At 49.1% G+C, this 19789-nt stretch carries 18 protein-coding genes and 2 riboswitches; of the genes, 12 read left to right on the plus strand and 6 right to left on the minus strand.

Annotated elements, in window-relative coordinates; all coding sequences use genetic code 11:
- Positions 1–82: 82 nt before the first annotated feature.
- Positions 83–1720 (minus strand): M20/M25/M40 family metallo-hydrolase, encoded by a 1638-nt coding sequence (locus HP398_RS17780; RefSeq protein WP_173623277.1) that lies wholly within the window; start codon positions 1718–1720, stop codon positions 83–85.
- A 58-nt stretch (positions 1721–1778) separates the two neighbouring features.
- Entirely contained in the window at positions 1779–2519 is a 741-nt protein-coding gene (locus HP398_RS17785) for an IclR family transcriptional regulator (RefSeq protein ID WP_069851198.1), read from the minus strand.
- 354 nt (positions 2520–2873) lie between these two features.
- Here HP398_RS17785 and HP398_RS17790 point away from each other — a divergent pair, with 354 nt between their 5' ends.
- Both HP398_RS17790 and HP398_RS17795 read left to right on the plus strand, forming a co-directional pair.
- The gene (locus HP398_RS17790; RefSeq protein WP_106834715.1) at positions 2874–3638 is read left to right on the plus strand and encodes a dimethylarginine dimethylaminohydrolase family protein; all 765 of its coding nucleotides are present in this window, start codon (positions 2874–2876) and stop codon (positions 3636–3638) included.
- A gap of 72 nt (positions 3639–3710) precedes the next feature.
- On the plus strand, positions 3711–5120 hold the full coding sequence (locus HP398_RS17795) for an amino acid permease (RefSeq protein ID WP_173623278.1): 1410 nt from the start codon (positions 3711–3713) through the stop codon (positions 5118–5120).
- Positions 5121–5195: 75 nt separating this feature from the next.
- Here the strand turns inward: HP398_RS17795 and HP398_RS17800 are convergent, their stop codons facing one another.
- Together HP398_RS17800 and HP398_RS17805 are read right to left on the minus strand one after the other, a co-directional pair.
- Positions 5196–6512 (minus strand): D-arabinono-1,4-lactone oxidase, encoded by a 1317-nt coding sequence (locus tag HP398_RS17800; RefSeq protein ID WP_173623279.1) that lies wholly within the window; start codon positions 6510–6512, stop codon positions 5196–5198.
- Positions 6500–7687: an amino acid deaminase/aldolase gene (locus HP398_RS17805; protein WP_017252484.1), complete on the minus strand. Its 1188-nt coding sequence runs from the start codon at positions 7685–7687 to the stop codon at positions 6500–6502. The genes HP398_RS17800 and HP398_RS17805 overlap by 13 nt, the downstream gene beginning before the upstream one ends.
- 289 nt (positions 7688–7976) lie before the next feature.
- Positions 7977–8076, plus strand: a riboswitch (purine riboswitch).
- A 52-nt stretch (positions 8077–8128) separates the two neighbouring features.
- Between HP398_RS17805 and HP398_RS17810 the strand changes: the two genes are divergently transcribed.
- The 3 genes from HP398_RS17810 to HP398_RS17820 all read left to right on the plus strand — a co-directional run bounded on the left by HP398_RS17810 (position 8129) and on the right by HP398_RS17820 (position 10331).
- Positions 8129–9562, plus strand: coding sequence for an NAD(P)/FAD-dependent oxidoreductase (locus tag HP398_RS17810; RefSeq protein ID WP_017252483.1), 1434 nt, complete (start codon positions 8129–8131; stop codon positions 9560–9562).
- A gap of 183 nt (positions 9563–9745) precedes the next feature.
- Positions 9746–10081: a hypothetical protein gene (locus tag HP398_RS17815; protein WP_017252482.1), complete on the plus strand. Its 336-nt coding sequence runs from the start codon at positions 9746–9748 to the stop codon at positions 10079–10081.
- Entirely contained in the window at positions 10056–10331 is a 276-nt protein-coding gene (locus HP398_RS17820; RefSeq protein ID WP_017252481.1) for a hypothetical protein, read from the plus strand. Before HP398_RS17815 ends, HP398_RS17820 begins: the two co-directional genes overlap by 26 nt.
- A 50-nt stretch (positions 10332–10381) precedes the next feature.
- On the opposite strand, the gene HP398_RS17825 is transcribed toward HP398_RS17820, so the two are convergent.
- Positions 10382–10795, minus strand: coding sequence for a MarR family winged helix-turn-helix transcriptional regulator (locus tag HP398_RS17825; RefSeq protein WP_017252480.1), 414 nt, complete (start codon positions 10793–10795; stop codon positions 10382–10384).
- Between the two features lie 201 nt (positions 10796–10996).
- Positions 10997–11614, minus strand: a complete 618-nt coding sequence (locus tag HP398_RS17830) for a DUF3298 and DUF4163 domain-containing protein (RefSeq protein WP_137031844.1) — start codon at positions 11612–11614, stop codon at positions 10997–10999.
- Positions 11615–11769: 155 nt separating this feature from the next.
- On the opposite strand from HP398_RS17830, the gene HP398_RS17835 reads away from it, so the two are divergent.
- The 7 genes from HP398_RS17835 to HP398_RS17865 all read left to right on the plus strand — a co-directional run bounded on the left by HP398_RS17835 (position 11770) and on the right by HP398_RS17865 (position 19783).
- On the plus strand, positions 11770–13245 hold the full coding sequence (locus HP398_RS17835) for a methyl-accepting chemotaxis protein (protein ID WP_017252477.1): 1476 nt from the start codon (positions 11770–11772) through the stop codon (positions 13243–13245).
- A 136-nt stretch (positions 13246–13381) separates the two neighbouring features.
- Positions 13382–13504: riboswitch (SAM riboswitch) on the plus strand.
- Between the two features lie 202 nt (positions 13505–13706).
- Positions 13707–14735, plus strand: coding sequence for a BMP family lipoprotein (locus HP398_RS17840; protein ID WP_173623280.1), 1029 nt, complete (start codon positions 13707–13709; stop codon positions 14733–14735).
- A gap of 138 nt (positions 14736–14873) precedes the next feature.
- Entirely contained in the window at positions 14874–16403 is a 1530-nt protein-coding gene (locus HP398_RS17845; RefSeq protein WP_173623281.1) for an ABC transporter ATP-binding protein, read from the plus strand.
- Positions 16378–17448: an ABC transporter permease gene (locus tag HP398_RS17850; protein ID WP_017252474.1), complete on the plus strand. Its 1071-nt coding sequence runs from the start codon at positions 16378–16380 to the stop codon at positions 17446–17448. Before HP398_RS17845 ends, HP398_RS17850 begins: the two co-directional genes overlap by 26 nt.
- Complete coding sequence (locus HP398_RS17855; protein WP_017252473.1) at positions 17435–18349, plus strand: ABC transporter permease; 915 nt, start codon at positions 17435–17437, stop codon at positions 18347–18349. Before HP398_RS17850 ends, HP398_RS17855 begins: the two co-directional genes overlap by 14 nt.
- Before the next feature lie 41 nt (positions 18350–18390).
- On the plus strand, positions 18391–19056 hold the full coding sequence (locus HP398_RS17860) for a sulfite oxidase-like oxidoreductase (protein WP_173623282.1): 666 nt from the start codon (positions 18391–18393) through the stop codon (positions 19054–19056).
- A gap of 1 nt (position 19057) precedes the next feature.
- Positions 19058–19783: a nucleoside phosphorylase gene (locus HP398_RS17865; RefSeq protein WP_173623283.1), complete on the plus strand. Its 726-nt coding sequence runs from the start codon at positions 19058–19060 to the stop codon at positions 19781–19783.
- Positions 19784–19789: the final 6 nt, after the last annotated feature.

Consider the following 19789-nt stretch of genomic DNA (forward strand, 5'->3'; position numbering starts at 1 on the left):
CTTGAAATGGTTTTTCTTCATTATAAGGAAAAAGGCTCCTGTGCGACAGTAATCTATCGGTACAGGAACCTTTTCCTATTTGCTATTCTTTCAATGCTTTCCCATTATGCAAGAGAGACTGGATACAACGAGGAAGCATGTCTTTTAACGTATCGAATGCATAGTCGATGTCCAGACGTTCTGTCCACTGATGGGCGTCACGTCCGACTGGACCGAGGTTCATGACAGGTACATCAAAAGCTTCGAGCTCTTGAAGCGGAATGGAGTAGCCGTTATCCCATAAAGGCATGTTCGCTACCAATGGCTTCATGGATGCCGCCGGATATTGGAGTCCGACGTAGCTTAAGTCAGAGATACCGCCAAAGTAGTTTTGTTTGACCAAATTGACCTGGTGCTGATCTCTGGCGTATGCTTTCATCTCTTCCATCGTTTGCTGGATCAGAGGATGATTGCGCGAGCTGACTGCCGGGTAAAACGGCGGAGCGAAGAACAAGATCATCATCGGCGACAGTTCTTTGCACAGAATCGCTAATTGATCCACCAGCTCGATCGTGGTGTCGCGATCGTCCTTGTCGCCGCGGTTGGCGATGACATCTGCTTCCAGCTGGCGCAGCTTTTCTTCCCCGTACGTTTTCTTCGCATAGGCATACAGTTCTTCGTACGTCATGACGGAAATGGACAGATCGCGCGGGCTAAAAGGCGCAAAGTTGGCAAACTGGCTCGCGTGCTTGAGGTAGTTTTGCTTCATGCGCTCTGCGACATTTCTTGCGGATTCTAGCAGCGGCTCTACGACATCCTCCATTTGCTTTTCCAGCAGGAACAGGTTGAACAGTGTCACAGCACGATGCGGAATTTGCACAGAGTACTCTTTTTTCAGATCCTTTTGAATCAGGTTCGTCGGCGGAGGAGATGCTTCTCCCTCGACGACCTCGCAGAAGGATGTGTTCAGCTCCAGCTCACATGTAATTTGAGAGGCCATGTAATTGCCGTTTAACCCAGCAAAAGGCTCGCCGACATGTGTTTCTTTGCCGTAGCAGAGGAAGCCTGGCAGCACTTTTCCAATGGAGCCTGTGTACAAGTACGTATTCGTATCCCCTGGATAGCGCGTAAACATCGGCTCGGAGTTGAGCACGGTCGTGTAGCTCAGGTCGAACTCTTCGGCGATTTTCAACAGTGCTGGGACTGCTGCACGCATCCCGACAGAATTCACCTCTTCGTCAGGGACGGTCAGAAGCAAAATGTTGCCGTCGAACTCTCCCGCAATCGCTTGCTCAATCATCGACATGTGCAGCGTCAGTCCACACTTCATATCCATGGTGCCACGGCCAAACAGCCAGTTGCCGGTACGAATATCCTGTTGAACGTCTGCTGGCATATCCGCTTGGTTTTGCAGGAAGAGAGGAGTGAGGGTCTTGGGATCAAAAGCATGCTTCATCCAAGCACCGTAATCCTCGACATCGACCACATCAAAATGGCTGACGAGAATGACGGTGTCCCGTACACCTTCTTTTTTAACCAGAGCAGTGACAAAATGGCGCCCGTCCCCGGTCGGATTCGCACGCACATGATCGGGATTGGCTTGATAATAAGGCAGGGTACGCAGTTGATCGACGACGTAGCTAGGCAAGTCCTTCTCGGCTACTGATCCTGTAATGCTTGGAATGCTTACCAAATTGCACAAGAGATCAACGAGCTGCTCTTTTGTTTGCCATTTTTGCATAAAAAACGCCTCCGTTTTCCGTATAGTGAAAACTGTTTCCGGTTAGTGGGCAAAAAAATTAAGGTAAGGCACCGATCTTGTGGGAAATTTCTTGGGCACTTTGTTGGGTTTGTTCAATGAGTGAGGACAAGAGCTGTTCGTTGATCCGATAGCTCGGAACACCGATACTCAAAGCGCCCACGACCTTTTGGTTGACACCGAAGATAGGAGCGGCAATGGATGCGGTACCCTCGGTTTTCTCACCGTAGCTGACTGCATAGCCGTTTTGTCTGATTTCTGGCAGTCGTTCTAACAGCTCGCGACGTTTTTCTGCATCCGGGATTAAATCGGTCACGATTTGCTCTGCTTCGGTCGGATTCATGCTGGCGAGAATCGTTTTGTTTGCCGCACCGATATGTAGCGGAATACGCTCGCCCAGATTATCCATGCTTCTGACAGACATGGGACCTTCCACTCGTTCGAGTACGATGGCATGAGAGCCCTGTGGAATGTTCAGATAGACGGTTTCTCGTACATCTGCTGCCAATCGCTCCATGACAGTTCGGGCGACAGCGCGCATGTCCATCTTGTCCAGGATGCGCAGCCCGATTTCCATCCACGTATAGCCGACCTTATACTGCTTGCTCTCAGGAACCTGGAGGATGAGTCCATGCTTGATGAGGCTGCTTATTAAACGGTGTACGGTACTTAGTGGCAGGTTCGTTTGTTCAGCAATTTCCGAGATGGACCAATGCTGCTTGTTTGGATCTGATACCAGGACGGAGATGATGCTCATCGCCCGGTCAATCGATTGTACCAACGTACGTTACCTCCTGGCTTTTTGTTGCATAGTGACTGCTTTTCGACTGTCACGCCAGCTTAATATGACCTCAATCTATCAGAATTTTTCAGCCGAATCAATATAATTTAGACCAGATAAAAATTCGTTGACAAAAAATTTGAAACTATTTTACATTAAGAGTGTAATTTTGTATTGCAGAAGCGATTCCACAATGCGGAATATTTCTGAGTGATTGCTCAGAGGAGAATGAATGCAACATGGTGGCGATGAACAAGCAAAAGTAGCAGAAGCGGAAGCGTTTACATGCTCGTTTCTCCGTCGCCCACTGTTAGACAAAAGCAAGATTCGAAAACAGAAGGGAGATCTATCATCATGAAATTTTCACGTGCGATTGTAAGAAAACCGGGAAATAGCTATGTAAATGGTTTGACGACTTCTGATTTGGGTACACCTGATTTTGAACTTGCTCTTAAACAGCATGCCGCTTATGTAGAAGCGCTGAAACAGACAGGTCTGGATGTAACCGTTCTGGAAGCGGACGAGCGTTTCCCGGATTCTACGTTTGTGGAAGATTCAGCTGTCCTCACGGAAAAGTGCGCCGTCATCACCAATCCCGGTGCAGAAAGCCGCAATGGTGAAATTGAGGATATGAAATTGGTGCTTCCTCGTTTCTATGACACGATTGAATATATTCAGGCCCCTGGCTTCCTCGATGGTGGAGACGTTATGCAAGTAGACAACCATTTTTATGTCGGTCTGTCGACACGCACGAATGAAGAAGGAGCGATCCAGTTCCGCGAGATTCTCTCCAAATACGGATATGAGGTCACGATTGTTCCACTGAAAGAGTTTTTCCACCTGAAAACAGGTATTGCCTACCTCGGCAATGACTTGCTGGTTCTGGCTGGGGAGTTCATCGATTCTGAAGTGTTTAGCCAATACAAGCATCTGATCGTGGAAAAAGAAGTTGAGTACTCTGCGAACTGCATCCATATCAACGACTACGTCATCATTCCAAAAGGCTTTGAGAGCACGAAAAAGCAAATCACTGACGCTGGCTACAACGTGATTGAGCTGGATATGTCTGAATTCCGTAAACAAGACGGAGGATTGAGCTGCCTGTCCCTGCGTTTCTAGCGCAGGCAGTTCTCTCCTCTTTTATAGACCCCTGATAGACCTCTTAATAAGCTGGTGAAAGAGAGGAATCATATGAACACTGAGAATGAAAGAGACACACAGCTAGAACGCTCCATGAAAAGTCGCCACATGTTTATGCTGTCGTTAGGTGGCGTGATCGGGACAGGGCTCTTCCTCAATGCTGGTTTCACGATCAATCAGGCTGGACCTGGCGGAGCGCTTGTCGCCTATATCATCGGCGGGATTTTGCTGTATCTGGTCATGACGTGCCTGGGTGAGCTTTCTGTAAAAATGCCAGTAACAGGCTCTTTCCAAGCCTACGCCAGCAAGTATATTGGTCCTGCGAGTGGGTTTACACTGGGATGGATGTATTGGCTAGGGTCAGCTACAACGGCCGGGGTAGAGTTTACTGCCGCGGGCATGGTTATGCAACGGTGGTTCCCGGATACACCGATCTGGATTTGGTGCGCGCTCTTTATCGTTTTGCTCTTTACCTTCAATGCGCTCACGACAAAAGGGTTTGCAGAAACCGAGTACTGGTTTGCCGGAATTAAAGTATTAGCCGTTCTTATTTTTATTATTGTCGGACTAGGTGCTATATTCGGTATTGTCAGTATGGAAGGTAGGCCAGCTCCGTTTCTCTCCAACTTCTCGGCAGATGGAGGACTATTCCCGTTTGGCATTGCGATCGTCTTTGTGACGATGATGAACGTCGTATTCTCTTATCAAGGCTCTGAACTGATCGGAATTGCAGCCGGGGAGGCAGAAGACCCGCAGAAGACCATTCCGCGGGCGATTCGCAACGTTGTGTTTCGCATTCTCGTGTTCTATGTGGCGTCAGTCACGATCTTGTCCGCACTCTTTCCATCGAGTGAGCTGGGACTCTTGGAGAGCCCGTTTGTGACGGTATTTGATGCAGTGGGGATTCCTTTTGCAGCGGATATCATGAACTTCGTTATCTTGACGGCTTTGTTGTCTGTCGGTAACTCATGCTTGTACGCAGCCACTCGCTTGTTGTGGTCCCTTTCCCATAGCAATATGGCGCATCCTGTTTTTGGGAAGTTGACCAAGCGTAAAGTGCCCTTGAACGCACTCTTGGCGACATTGGCGTTCTCGCTTCTGTCTCTGTTAACCAGCGTAGTTGCAGCGGATACGGTATACGTGCTGCTCATGTCTGTATCAGGTATTGCGGTTACCTTCACATGGATGGGAATTGCTCTCTCTCAGTTCAATTTCCGCCGTCAATACTTGCGTGAGGGTGGAAAAATAGAAGATTTACAGTTCGTCGCACCGTTTTACCCGGTGATGCCGCTCCTGTGTCTGGCGCTATGCACATTCATTCTGATCTTCCCGGCGTTTGACCCGACACAACGAATTGGACTCTTCTACGGAATTGGTGCACTCGTGCTGTTCTATACCTTCTATTATGTGCGCTATGGACGCAAAAAGGCGCATCAACCGAATCTCCCAACGCAAGGCTAAGTCTTCCTACTCAATAGAAAAATGCCCCTGCCATGATGATAGGGTCGGGGCATTTTTGTGGCGTAAGGTTTGTCTTCAGGAGATGTGGAATAGCTCGGCTAGATACGGGTTCACGAACATGCCGTCAGGATCGAGCTCAGAGCGAATGGCGAGGAAAGCGGGCAAGCGCGGATAGACCTGATGGAGCTGTTCGGCGGTCATGCTGTGCATTTTCCCCCAGTGTGGACGTCCGCCATATCGGGCGAAAATCTCCTCCATCCGGGCAAAGTATGCTTCGTACGGCATGCCCTTGTACATGTGGACGGCAATGAAGGCACTATCCCTTTCGTAAGCGGGACTGAGCCAGATGTCGTCCTTTTTGACGTACCGACATTCCAGCGGAAAATGAACGGCAAAGCCCTCCTGCTCAATCGCCTGACGCAGCTCCAGTATGGCATCGCCCATATGCTCAGCGGGTAGGCAGTATTCCATTTCGTAAAAACGAACAAGGCGAGGAGTGGCGAAAAGCTGATGGCTGTAGCCGCTCTCGTGGACAGAGGGAACGCTTTGGGCGGACAGCCTGCTGACGCTTTTGGTGAGAGAAGGGCGCAATCGGCAGCTCTCGGACAAGAGCCAAAACAGCCCATTTTCCACCACCATTTTTTTCAAATAGCTCCATCGTTGATTGCCGCTGGGGGGATCGTTGGTCTCGTTCATGAATTTTACCTGAACGGTATCCGAATACGGGAAGATAAAAAATTCGAAATGCCGATGCTCGGTTTTAAACGTCTCCAGAGAGGACAGGCACTCCTCTAGCTGCATGCGACGGCTTTGGTAGCGCAGGCGATAGGCTGGGAGGACACGCAGCTTGACGCGTACGATGATGCCCAAGAGACCAAGAGAGACTTGCATGGCTTTGAACAGCTCCGGCCGGGATTGCTCAGATACTTCCAAGACTTCGCCGGAGGCGGTCACGACTGTCAGCCCGACGACTTGCGTGGAGATGCTGCCAAAATGAATGCCTGTGCCATGCGTTCCGGTGCTGACGGCCCCTGCAATGGACTGGGCGTTAATGTCTCCGAGGTTTTCTTGGGAGTAGCCCGCTTGATGCAGGAGGTGTCCGAGTGTCTTGAGCTTGGTGCCTGCCCAGACTTCAACGGTATCAGAGGCAGGATCTACACTGACGATTCCTTGGAGATGATCCAGGGATAGCAAGCAATCTTCTGTCTGGACGAGCCGCGTGAAGGAATGGCCGGAGCCGACGACTCGAATCCGTGTACCTGCCTTTTGGCAAGCAAGGACATGCTGTACGACCTCATCTACGGACTCTGGCATCGCGATTTGCTTTGGCTGGCTTTGTACATTTCCTGTCCAATTGGTCCAGTGATTCGCGTGCTTCTTTACAGTGAGCATAATCCATCCCCCCGATAGGTGGTCACTTCCTCTATGATTTTCCCGCCAGAGATGCAATACAGCCGGGTAAAACGTTCGCAGAGCTCTCCTGCTTTGGCATGGCGGAAAAAGATCGGGTCTCCCAACTCCAGCGTTTCCATGCCTTGATAGTGGATCGGTGTCTGTACTTCACCTGCTCCTTCGTTGGGGAACAGCTTTGCTCCCGTTGGCAAGTAAGGCTTGGGGAGTCTGTCACGCCCAGCAGAACCAGAGGCGATGTAGCCTCCGCCGGCACATGTGTAGATATGCTCTGTGGGCTTGCGGATAATCTCCAGAGCAAATCCGGCAGCAGGATGAAACCGAAAATCTTGAAAGTAGTCAAAGAGCCCAGGCGAAAAAAATCCGGAGCCTGCTGTCACCTCTGTAACAGCGTCTTCTTTCCCGGTCAAGTGCAAGCTGCCCGTTCCTCCACCGTTTACGAAGCGCAGAGAAATGCCTAGCTCGCGAATGGCATGCACCAGTGTGGCACGTCGAGCAGCCACTTCTTTCACGGAATATTGCTTGAGGAGACGAATGATGCTGTTTTTCAGGAATTGACGAGGGTATCGATCACCTACGCCAGCAATTTGAGCTTCGTACCCCATGACACCATCTAGGTAGAGATGATCGGAGGAAGCAACGCGCTTGGCAAGGGAGAGGGACGCCTCGAGAGAGCGAAGAGGAGAGCGCCAGACGCCGAAATGCAGCCCCAACACATCAGACGACATGTCGATATCGAGACAGACCGGCAGTTTGGTTCCTGTTTCCCGGGCGATTTGTTCGAGCTGTTCGACATGAGGGAGAGAGTCGATCATCAAAGTAATGGAGCGTCCATTTTTAATCTCAGAGGCGATGGACAAAAGCCAGCTTTTTTCCCAGAGGGGATAGCCAAGTAGCAGGTCATCGAAGCCTGCCTCGCACAGGTGAAGCACCTCAGGAGCGGAATAGCACATGAGACCACGAAAGCAATCGTCCAACTGCAATATATGTTTGAGAATGGCAACGCTTCGGATCGACTTGCTCGCGATTCGAACGGGTTTTCCATTGCTTTGCAAACTGATTTGCTCCGCATTTTCCTCCAGCAGATCTAGGTCGACGAAAGCGAACGGCTTGGGAACACCGGCAAAGGCAGACTGATAATAGCGATAATCCCGCATGTACTGGCCTCATCCTTTTTTGGAAAAATAATGATCAAAAAATATTTCTTAAAATTCTTTCTATTCTATTCGTTTGTGATTGATTCCTTCCTGAGCAGATGAGCGTCATGTATAGAAATAACGAATGTTCGTTTTTAAACGTTCGGATTTTGGTGTATTAGCGGATTGTAAAGGCATGTTTACGATAAAAATAACTTTAAAAGACGAATAAATAGGCTGTTTTCGGTTGACTTGATTCACCTTATAAGCTACTATACATATTGTTGTGAAGAACAACACAGGCTTGACGAATGAAATAGTGATTTGTATTCGTATATCCTCAGAAATATGGTTTGAGGGTCTCTACAGGGAACCGTAAATTCCCGGCTACGAATAGGGCAGGTTTGGTATACCCTATTCGTCGGCCGGGAATTTTTTGCATTTTTTTGGGGAGGGAACGAAATGAACAAGTATGATGTGATCGTTGTAGGAGCAGGACCAGCAGGGATTTTTACATGCTACGAGGTAATGCGAAAAGCACCAAATGCCAAGGTGCTGTTGATTGATAAAGGGCATGACATCTATAGCAGACGCTGTCCGATCTTGGAAGAAAAGATCAAGCTCTGCCCGCCGCCAGCAGGAAAAAAAGAATTCGCAGGCTGTTTGCCGGCCTGTTCGATTACCAGTGGTTTTGGTGGAGCAGGCGCCTATAGCGATGGCAAATTTAACATCACTACCGAATTTGGCGGTTGGATGACAGACTATCTCAGCCCTTCCACTGTACTTGGGCTGATCAAATACGTAGATGAAATCAATTTGGAGCATGGGGCTACCCACTCGATTACGGACCCGACCACAGAGACGATCAAGAGCATCGAGCAGCGCGGCTATGCAGCAGGACTCAAGCTGTTGCGAGCACAGGTACGTCATTTGGGAACGGAGCAAAACCTGGAGATTCTCCAGTCGATCTTCGAGCATTTGAAAAAGCATGTCGACATGATGTTCAAGACGGAGGTCGAGGACATCATTACGGTGAAAGAAGCAGACGGACATCAGGTAAAAGGTGTCGTCTTGAAAAACGGCCAAGAGTATGAAGCTGATTACGTGGTAATCGGACCAGGACGCGATGGCTCCGCTTGGTTGACGGATATCCTGAAAAAGCGTCGCCTGAAAATGTACAACAATCAAGTCGACGTAGGCGTACGTGTGGAGACGTCCGATGTCGTCATGCGCGAAATCAATGAACACTTGTACGAAGGAAAATTCATTTTCAATACATCTGTCGGAACGCGTGTACGGACGTTTTGCAGCAATCCATCCGGTCACGTAGTCGTGGAAAACCATAGTGGAGTGATGGCAGCAAACGGGCACTCTTACAAAGACCCAGCGCTGGGCTCGATGAATACGAACTTTGCGCTCTTGGTATCGCATACGTTTACAGAGCCGTTTGATAAGCCGAATGAGTACGCGAGAGAAATTTGCAAGCGAGCGAATGATCTGTCAAACGGTGGGGTCATCGTGCAAAAGTACGGCGATATTTTGCGCGGTCGCCGTTCCACAGAGTCGCGTATTAAGGAAGGCTTCCTGGAGCCTACTCTGAAGGAAGCGGTACCGGGTGATTTGGGACTCGTGTTGCCTTACAACACGATGAAAAGTTTGATCGAGATGGTGGAAGCTCTGGACAAGGTAACACCGGGAATTGCCTCCGAGCACACATTGTTCTACGGAGTGGAAGCAAAATTCTACTCGGCACGTCCGAAACTGACGGAGGAATTCGAAACAGAAATCAAGGGATTGTTCTGTGGCGGGGATGGTGCCGGAATTACACGTGGTCTGGCACAGGCCGGAGCTGCTGGGGTCTGGATGGCTCGCAATATCGCGAAACGCATGCAATAACGAATACGATCATAACGAATAGGTTTCTTGCTGGGCACGAGTGTGCTTGGTGGGGAGCCTTTTTGCATGACAGAACAACATCAGGAAAGTGATGGTTCCGATGTCACGAGGAATTAGGCAGAAGCGTATTGTATAGAAGGGCCAATAATCAAACCACGACCTTTTGTTGGCATGGAGGTATCTATGTTTTTTTGTGATGAGAATGACGATACCGCTGTAATAGCACTTTGGATCATTTCGATTGGCTTTGTCATACTCGCCATCGATAAAACAACCAGATTAAGTCAAAAGCCTGCCTGCGACAAGGAGAAGTTGATGCAGCCGCTCATTCAATTGAACAAGCAAATCAATGGGAAGAATAAGAATGGCAATGACAATGATGAAGATATGCAATTCAAACGAATTGAACAGCAAATTGCTCAATTACGAGACAGTATACAAGATATAAAGAAGAATTTACAGGAGGAACCATCCAAAAACGGAGGGAAGAAGAATGATCGAAAAAAATCTGGCGAATGAGTTGGTAGCAGTAGGCGGGTGGATCGCAGTTTTGGGTGCCTTCCTAGCTGCTATAGGCTCGACTGGACAGGTGGAACCGGACCAGGATACTTCTACAGCGAAAGAGGCAAATGACAAAGAATCAAATGATTTGAAAAAACAAGTGCTGCAACAGAAAAAACAATTGCAAAAGCAACAGATACAGCTTGAACTGATTCAATTGGAACAAGAACTCAACACCATCATCCATAGTACAAGGAAAAATGGCTAACAAAAAATGACTTCACCAAACTGCTTTTGGGAGAAGTCATTTTTTACTTGCTACAATGGCTGCAAATTATCGTTCATTTTCTTTAGTACGCGGTTAAAGGTAGCGAGTTCTGCTTCGTCAAGGCCGCGGAGTGCCAGTTCCTCTTGCTCTTTGGCAGCTTCCAGCCATTCCGGGAACCGTTCGACTGCTTGCGGAGACAAGGACACATAGCGCTCACGCTTGTCATCACCCTCTGAGCGAATAATCCAGCCCATCTCTTCCAATCGGGTGAGTGTCCGGGTAATCGTTGGCGCTTCCACATTCAGGTAGTTACTCAATTGAACCTGGGTGAGCGATTCACGGTAATGCAAGCAAAGGATAATCCCCCATTGCGAACTGTATAATCCCATGGGAGACATAGTCCCATTTAACGATTTACTGAATATTCTTGCGGTTTGGCTAATTCGATGACCATAATATTGCATGAATATATACCTCCAGGAAAGCTGGTCCGATATATCGTACACTTTATTGCTTAAGTAAATATGTACAATAACATACTAGCAGTTCCGTACATATAAGTAAACGTTTATTCGATGGCGAAATAATGGATTTTCTGACACAAATAGAATCAGGCGAGTGTCATGGAAGAAGACACTCACCTGGCTGAAAAATATGGTGATACATTAATCTGCGGACAAGATACTCAACGGTCCTTTTTCATTGATGAGCGGCTCCAGTTCATAAACCGAAATGGGGAACATGGGGAAACCGACGTAGTAAGGCGTAATTTCGTACAACTGGAAGTAGATGACCAGTGCTTTGTCGGCTAGGTAATAATCTTGATCGGGCTTAATCGAAGTAAAGCCATTGAGTGTGGGGATGTTTCTTTCTTTGATTTGACGCTTGATGTTTTCAGAAATCACCTTGACGTAATCGCTTCCTGGCTTGAATAATTCACGCAGCGTATACAGCTTGCCTGTTTGGATATCTGCGGTGATTGACCCGAGAAAGGTCATGCCGTGAGCCATTTGCGGTGTGTAGGCGTAGTTGCTCAACACGACACTGAAAATGCCGCGTTCGTTTGTCTTGATTTCGTAGCTTCCTTGCATTTCTGTATTTCCCGGTACCTGGACCCGTTGCTGCTCGTGAATTAAGCCTTGAACCGTTTGATAAATCGCCCGGTTGATATCTTTTTCCGCTTGCTGGTTGGCTAGGCCTGCCAATTGCGGGTAGTAAATGGTGGTGTTCGGACGGCTAATTGTCCGTGTCAGCACGGTAGCTGGCAATTGATTGAGTTCCACTTTTCTCCGTTTGCCTCCTGTACGTGTGAGTTGTGTAATAGCCTATTCGAAATTGTTTTTGGCTGTTCTCACTTTTTTCACAAATTTGGCAAAGGTTTGGCTATATAATGGGGAAAGAATCCGATACATAAGTAAAAAGGAAAAGGGGGGCAATTATGATTCAATTGATTCGCAATACCTTGACTGACAAAGAAGGCTTTATGATTTTCATCCTATGGAATCATTTGTGGATGGCGGGACTCATTGCCTACCAAGTGGATGTGAACTTCTGGAAAGTGACGTCCTTGGGATTGCTGGTCACTTTAATTGTTTCGCCGTATTATTTCATTCGCAGAGATAGTCATGTCATTCGTTATCTGGTAGCAATCGGACTTATGTTTTATGCTATTTCCTTCGATCACTTTACCGATTACCAGGAGGTTACCTTCCTCGCCTTTATCGTCATGGGCTTTTTGGCAGCCTATTTGGACTGGAAGCTGGTAGTTACAGCGGGAATTGCCCAAATCATCGTTACGATTGTTGGATTTTATACGGGAACCTACGAGATTTTCGAAGGTGATTTTTCGGAGCTCAATTTGCTTATGCGTATTGTCACGATTCTCATGATGATGGGAGCCGTCACGTATCTATGTCTCGCCGGACAAGCCTCCTTGCGAAAAGCTGATGACGCAAGGCAGGAAGCGGAAGAGAAGGAGCGCCGTCTGGGAGAAATGCTTTTGAACATCCAGCAAATGACGGAACAGCTGGATCGTACAAGCGATCATGTGCATGAGCATGCGGAAGGTACGAAGCGCAATACAGATGAAATGATGGTGGCCTTTAAGGAAGTCGCTACAGGTATGGAATCGCAGGCGAATTCTACGGTGAAAATCGAAGAAGAGGTTCAATCCATCGACCAGGAAATCGAGGCAGTCACAACACAGACCAACGCAATGAAAACGGAATCGCAACAAAACAACCGTCGTCTGATAGAAAGCGTTCAGATGATGAACGAGCTGTCCTCGCAGATGGAGCAAATAGTGCAGGCAGTCAATGTAGCAGCCTCCACGATTCACCAGCTCAATCGGCAGGCGAACCGTGTAGAGGAAATTGTTGGCGCTATTAATCAGATCGCGACACAAACGAATCTCTTGGCGCTGAATGCGGCGATTGAATCGGCGCGTGCAGGCGAACATGGACGGGGATTTGCTGTTGTAGCGGACGAGGTACGCAAGCTGGCAGAACAAAGCGCGACAGCTACGCAGGAAATTACCGACATTCTGAAATCACTCCACCAGGAAAGTGAGAATGCGGTGCAGCATATGAGCAATGGGGAAACGTCTGTTGCAAAAGGCCAAGAACTGGCCGTGAAAACAGTGGCCTCCATCGAAGCAGTGCGTGCCGGGATGATGGCCTTCCTGCAAGCAGCTGATCAAGTAAGCTCCAGCATGGACCGGGTAAAAGTGCGTTCCGGAGAAGTTGCCATCGAGATGTCGACCATTACAGCCGTAACCGAGGAATCGGTAGCCAACTTAGAAGAGCTGTTTGCGACAGCAGAAAACCAGCATCAAAAAGTACGTGAGATTACGGAAGAGCTGGGCGAGCTGAATACGTTGTCTCATCGTCTCCAGCAAACCTTTCACGTGAAATAGGTTGTTTCTCGATGCTGAAAAGACGACTTTTTAAACTTTTATTCACTTTTAGAAGTGTTTGGAATTGAGAAAAAAGAATTGCATTTTCGAACCGTTCTGCTAGAATGAATTCCATTGTAACTAAATATATTCAGCTACCTTATCAAGAGCGGCGGAGGGACTGGCCCGATGATGCCCGGCAACCACTGATCATGTCTATGCATGAACAGAAAGGTGCCAATTCCTGCAAAACCTGTACCATGGTTTTGACAGATGAGGAAGAGAACGGCTACGTACGCAAACTCTTCCTCCGGGAAGAGTTTTTTTTGTTGTATTTGTAAAAGGGGAGGGGTAAATAAACGAACGATAAATTAATTTTATAAGAGAATATTCGTAAATAGTATTGAAAAAATGGGTAAAAAGCCGTACATTACCTAATAGGATAAAGAAAAACGTAAAGTTCGGATAGGGAGAGATACATCATGAAGAAGTTATTGCTGGCTTTAACGACATTCGCAGTATTGGCAACAGGGTGCTCGACTGGCACAAGCGTACCGGCAGATCAGCCAGGAGGACAAGCAGCAGGACAAGAGGGCGCGGACAAAAAGCGAATTGCCTTGATTTTGCCCGAGAAAATTGGTGTGAACCCGTTCTTTCAACAAATGGATGAGGGTGCAAAGAAAGCCGCACAAGAGCTGGGCGCAGAAGTGAAAACGATTGAATCTACGGACCATGGAGCGATTGAAGAGAATCTGCGCGTGGCTGTTGCAGAAAATTATGATTTGATCATCACTTCTTCCTTTACATCAGAGGATGCATTGAAAAAAGTAGCAACCGAAAATCCTGACCGTAATTTTGCGATTATTGATACCGTAGTGGATTTGCCAAACGTTCGCAGTGTTACCTTCCGCGAGCAGGAAGCGGCTTACCTGGTGGGAGCAGCAGCAGGTCTGGCAACGAAAACGAACAAAGTAGGTATGGTTGTCGCTCTCGATATTCCACAGTTGAAAAAATGGACAGTCGGCTTCGAAGAGGGCTTGAAAGCGACGAATCCAAAGGCAGAACTGATGGTCAACTATGTAGGAAGCTTCACTGACCCGGCAAAAGCGAAGGAATTGGCTTTGCTCCAAGCTTCCAAAGGCGCTGACTTCATTAACGGTGCAGCAGCTGTAGGCGACCTCGGCGTTTTCGAAGCGGCGAAGGAAAAAGGCTTCTTCACAGCAGGTCAGGACGTTGACCGTACGACGATCGATCCAGAGCATATCGTTCTGTCCCAATTGAAAGGGACCGACGCGGCAGCTTATGAAACCGTGAAGAACTTTGTAGAAGGAACGTTCAAACCAGGTGTTGTTGCGTACGGCTTGAAAGAAAAAGGTGTTGGCGTAACCTATGTCACGCACGAAAGCAAAACGCCTCTGAACGCTTTTATTGGACAAGAAGTCGTGGATAAAGTGAAAGCGATCAACGATGAGATAGTAGCAGGCACCCGCCAAGTACCAGACAAGTTCTAATAAGGTAGTTCGGTGCTGAAAAGCCAACTTTTTGAACGTTTATTTAAAGCTTGTGCACAGTGATGGATGTGACCGACTACGGCTGTGTAGTCGGTCTTCCATTTTCATAAAAGGACGTACAGAAATGAGGGAGTGGGAATGACCGATCGCTTGGAAATGAGGGCCATGACCAAGAAGTACGGAGATTTTACCGCCAACGACAAGGTGTCGTTCTCACTGGCAGCAGGAGAAGTCCACGCGATTGTCGGGGAAAATGGAGCGGGCAAAACGACACTGATGCGGATGCTGTACGGGATGGAGCAGCCCACGTCGGGAGAGATCGTGTTAAACGGAAAGCCAGTTGTTTTTCGCGGACCAGAGGACGCGATTCGAAATGGAATCGGGATGGTTCACCAGCACTTTATGCTCTTCGGAGAATTTAGTGTGACTGAAAATATCGTGATCGGCTACGAGCCGAAACAAGCGGGTTTTTTCAAAAGAAATGACGCGGAGGACAAGGTGCGTGCGCTTAGTGAGCAGTATCGCATTCCGATTCATCCGCAGACCAAGGTAGCGAATTGCTCGATTGGGGAACAGCAACGGGTCGAAATTCTTAAGGTCCTGTATCAAGGAGCGGATATTATCGTGCTGGACGAGCCTACCGCTGTACTTACTCCGCTGGAGGTACGCGACCTGCTGCAAACGATTCGAAACCTGGCAGAGAGTGGCAAGAGCGTCATTTTGATTACACATAAGTTGCAGGAAGTCATGGAGGTAGCCGATCGTATTACGGTACTGCGCGGAGGCAAAGTGACGGGAACGGTTTCGCGGAATGAGACAAATGCGGATGATTTGGCAAGATTGATGGTTGGACGTGAATTACAGGAGCTAGCTGAGCGAGTTCCTCTGGATAAAGGCCCCTTGTTGCAGGTGGAGAATCTCACGGTTCGAGAAAAGCAGACATTGCTCGATCAAGTCAGCTTTACCGTGCATCACGGCGAAATCGTAGGAATTGCAGGTGTTTCCGGGAATGGTCAATCCGAGCTGCTGCAAGCGATCAGTGGTTTGCGTGCGGCACAGGAGGGTACGGTGCGGTTAGGCGGCAAAGATGTGACGAATAAATCAGTAGTCACCATTCGGGATGCCGGTTTGGCTCATATTCCGGAGGATCGTTACCTGTGGGGAACGGCCAAACTCTCAAGCGTCGAGGAAAATGCGTTGATGGGCTATCAGCGAAAGCCTGCTTACAACCGCCGAGGCGTCGTTTTGCGGGAGAAATTCCGCCAAGTCGTAAAAGGCTGGGTTGAGCAGTTTGCCATCAAAACTGGCTCTCGACAATTGCAGGAGCTGGCAGGGAATCTGTCAGGTGGAAATTTGCAAAAGCTGATCGTAGCAAGGGAGCTGGGACATGAAACCCCGTTTTTGATTGCGGCTGAGCCTACGCGAGGGGTGGATATCGGTGCCATGGAGTACATCCATCAGGCGCTGATTGAAAAGCGCAATCAGGGAGACGGGATCTTGCTCGTCTCCTCCGAGTTGTCCGAAATTCTCGCCTTGTCTGACAGGGTTTTGGTCATGTATAAAGGGCGAATCGCTGGAGAGCTTTCACGCCTGGAGGCAACCGAAGAAAAAATCAGCGTGATCATGGCGGGGGGAAGCATTCATGGCAGCAATCAAAGAGCTATCTAAGTCATTGGTTCAGCCGTTCTTGGCTGTCGTCATCGGTTTGTTGACCGGGGCGCTGGTCATTGCTGCAGTTGGCGAATCGATCTTGGGCACCTACCAGGAAATGTGGAAAGGGGCCTTTGGCAGTTTTTATTTCTTTACGTCTACATTAGCGAGAGCCACGCCTATCATGCTGATTGCCTTGGGTCTTTCCCTCGCATTTCGGGCAGGGGTATTCAATCTAGGGGCGGAAGGGCAAATGGTGCTGGGTGCCGTCAGTGCTGCGTTAGTCGCGATCTACTTGCCAGCACCGGGAATGATCAAAATTGTGGCGGGTATTTTCGCAGGGATGGCAGTCGGTGGGTTCTGGGCGTTGTTGCCAGGCTTTATGGAAGCCCGCTTTCGTATTCCGTTGCTCATCTCTACGTTGCTTTTCAACTATATCGCGGTATTGTTTGCGAGCTATCTCGTGACAGAGCCATTCCGGGATCGCTCGGGTTCTGCGGCACTGGCACAGACCGTCATGCTGGAGAAAAGCGCTTGGCTTCCGAAGCTGTTTGCAGGGATGAGCGTGCATGCAGGGTTTTTGTTTGCGATCGTTGCAGCGCTACTGTTGTTCTGGGTACTTCGTTTTACGCCTTTTGGCTATGAAGTGAAGATGCTGGGTCAAAACTCGCTGTTTGCTCAATACGGAGGAATTAATCGCATTCGGGTGATGCTGACCGGGATGTTTGCCAGTGGTGGACTGGCTGGCTTGGCGGGAACCGTAGAGGTAATGGGGGCGCACTATCGTTTTGTTGACGGTGCCCTGACCGTACCAGGATTCGCCTGGACGGGGCTGATGGCCGCTCTGCTTGCGAACTCGCATCCCCTTGGCATCATTGTGACTTCGATCCTGCTTGCTGCTTTTCAGACAGGAGCCATGGGTGTAGAGCGCAATACGGATGTGCCGCTGGAGCTGGCAAGTGTTATACAAGCCGTATTGATATTGTTCATCTCCGCCAAGTTCAGCTACGACTGGTGGAAAAAGCGGAAGGCAAAAGGAGGGGAATCGCATGGAGCTCTTTGATTGGTCCCTCCTCAGTTCTACCATTCGGATGGTCACGCCGATCCTGTTGGCAGCTTTGGGTGGAGCGCTCTGCGCACGTGTCGGAATTTTTAATGTTGGCTTGGAGGGATTGGTACTGGTCGGTGCCTTTTCCGCGATCGTCGGCAATCATTTTACCGGGAATCTCTTTCTGGCCGTTTTGATTGCAGCGCTGGTCAGCATTGTCTTTTCTCTCTTATTCGCGTACATGACGATCAAGCTTAGGGCGAATGAAATCGTCGTCGGTGTGGCGATTAACTTTCTCGCGCTGGGGTTGACGACATTTGCACTGCGGGCGATCTTCGGTGTCAAAGGGGCGTTTTACGATAAGGATATGGTTGGCTTGCCAACCGTCGAGATTCCTTTTATTCACGATATTCCAGTCATCGGAGGCATTGTCTCTGGTCATTCGCCGCTCGTGTATTTTGCGTTTTTGGCTGCCATTCTGTTGTATGTGTTCTTTTATCGGACGGTTACGGGCTTCCGCGTCCTCGCAGTTGGTCTGAATCCCGTTGCGGCACGCAGTCTCGGTCTGAAAGTGACGGGACTTCAGATGCTGGCGATTGTGATGAGTGGCGCATTGTGTGGGATTGCAGGGGCACAGCTTTCACTGGGGCAAGTCACGATGTTTACAGAAGGAATGACGGCTGGCCGGGGCTTTATCGCATTGGTAGCAATGATGATGGGGCAGTCGCATCCACTCGGTATTTTGGCTTCGAGCTTTTTGTTCGGGTTGATGGATGCCCTTAGTATTCGGTTGCAGGGCTTTTCGCTTCCGACCCAGTTCACTGCCATGCTGCCATACGTGCTGACGATTGTGGCGATGTTCTTCTTGAAAAACAAGAGTCAGATCGGCAGCGACAATCAGCAGAGCACCCGTTAAACACAGGTTATATAGACAGCGAAGACAAGGGGAAATGCGATATGAACAAGGCAGATCGGATCAAAAAAATGAAAGTACCCGCCCCAGTGGGACCGGGACTCGCCAGACGACTTCCGCCAGGACAAATCCTGACAGAGCGGTTTCCCATTTTGCATGAGGGAGACGTGCCGGTGTATGACATGAACGAATGGACACTGCGTGTTTTCGGTGAGGTAGACCGGGAAGTGACGCTCTCCTACGAAGAGATCATGGCGATGCCACAGGTGACAGTGACGAGCGACATTCACTGCGTGACACGCTGGTCCCGTTTTGACAATGCATTTACAGGCGTGCGTTTTCGTGATTTTTTGCAAGCAATTGGCGTGACTCCGCGAGCGAACTTCGTCATGCTGCACGGTGATCACGACTATACCGCCAATGTGCCGCTCGCGGATCTGGAGCGTGATGATGTGCTGCTGGCTCACTCCTTTGATGGAGAGCGACTGACGGACAAGCACGGTTGGCCGCTTCGCCTGGTTGTTCCTCATCTGTATTTCTGGAAAAGTGTGAAGTGGATCAGAGGGATTGAATTTATGACCGAAAACAAGCCCGGCTTTTGGGAGCAAAATGGTTTTCACTTGATCGCAGACCCGTTTCGTGAAGAGCGGTTCTCCGGTGAAGCATTGCCGATCCCAGAGGATGAGTGGGAGAAAAAGGAGTTCGATTGAGATGTTGACGAATCTAAAGGTAGATCCAGAACAACTGCCAAAGCGCGTCATCGTGTGCGGTGATCCAAAACGTGCAGCCTTGATTGCTTCGAAACTCGACGATCAGCGTCAAATCGGGGAAAACCGTGAATATCACAGCTATGCGGGTACGTGGAAAGGCGTTGAGGTAGCGGTAGTGAGCCATGGGGTAGGTGCACCGGGAGCGGCCGTATGCTTCGAGGAGCTGGCGAAGGGCGGCGTTCAGGTCATCATTCGTGTAGGAACTGCCGGGTCATATCAAAAAGAAATCGAGACAGGCAGCCTCGTCATCAGCTCCGCAGCGGTTCGCCAAGATGGCTTGACCAGTCAGTTGGTTCCTGTGGGATTCCCGGCTGTTGCCAATCGCCATGTCGTGGACGCGCTTGTACAAGCAGCAGGAGCAAACGCATCAGACTTGAAGGTATTCGAAGGAATCACGCTGACACTCGATGTCTTTTACAGTGGGGTATTGGAGTTCCCGCACAAGCTGTACCAAAAAGCTGGCGTTTTGGCAGTCGAGATGGAAAACACCGCCCTCTTCGTGATTGCGGCTCTCCGTGGTATGAAGGCAGGCTCTATTTTGGCGATTGACGGGTATGCAGATGCAGACCTGATCGAATCCTATAACCCGCACACCGATGTGATGGCAAAAGCCATTGAAGCAGAAGCGTTGATCGCATTGGATGCAGTCATTGCCGTTTCCCAGTAAACATAG

The sequence above is a fragment of the Brevibacillus sp. HB1.4B genome (genome assembly GCF_013284285.1).
Lineage (GTDB): Bacteria > Bacillota > Bacilli > Brevibacillales > Brevibacillaceae > Brevibacillus > Brevibacillus porteri.